Annotated in this window: 1 rRNA gene; it reads left to right on the top strand. The window is 50.1% G+C overall.

Features of this window, described 5'->3' with window-relative positions:
• Positions 1 to 536 (top strand): 16S ribosomal RNA (locus tag PAND9192_RS20395); the annotation flags it as partial.
• Between the last annotated feature and the right edge of the window lie 141 nt (positions 537 to 677).

Raw genomic sequence — 677 nt, 5'->3', positions numbered from 1 at the left:
CGCTAGAGATAGCTTAGTGCCTTCGGGAACTCTGAGACAGGTGCTGCATGGCTGTCGTCAGCTCGTGTTGTGAAATGTTGGGTTAAGTCCCGCAACGAGCGCAACCCTTATCCTTGTTTGCCAGCACGTAATGGTGGGAACTCCAGGGAGACTGCCGGTGATAAACCGGAGGAAGGTGGGGACGACGTCAAGTCATCATGGCCCTTACGAGTAGGGCTACACACGTGCTACAATGGCGTATACAGAGGGCTGCAAACTAGCGATAGTAAGCGAATCCCACAAAGTACGTCGTAGTCCGGATTGGAGTCTGCAACTCGACTCCATGAAGTCGGAATCGCTAGTAATCGTGAATCAGAATGTCACGGTGAATACGTTCCCGGGCCTTGTACACACCGCCCGTCACACCATGGGAGTGGGCTGCACCAGAAGTAGATAGCTTAACCTTCGGGAGGGCGTTTACCACGGTGTGGTTCATGACTGGGGTGAAGTCGTAACAAGGTAGCCCTAGGGGAACCTGGGGCTGGATCACCTCCTTACCTAAAGACTTATGCTGTTTTATGCAGTGTCCACACAGATTGCTTGGTAAAATTAGTTTTAGAAAAATAGCGAAAGTGCTAATTAATGCTCACGCATTGATTAACGCTTTTGCGTTATGCTCTTTAACAATCTGGAAAGCT

The organism is Photobacterium andalusiense (assembly GCF_900185625.1).
GTDB lineage: Bacteria > Pseudomonadota > Gammaproteobacteria > Enterobacterales > Vibrionaceae > Photobacterium > Photobacterium aquimaris.
Note: the sequence above shows the minus strand (reverse complement) of the source record. Positions and strands in the feature narration are given on the sequence as shown.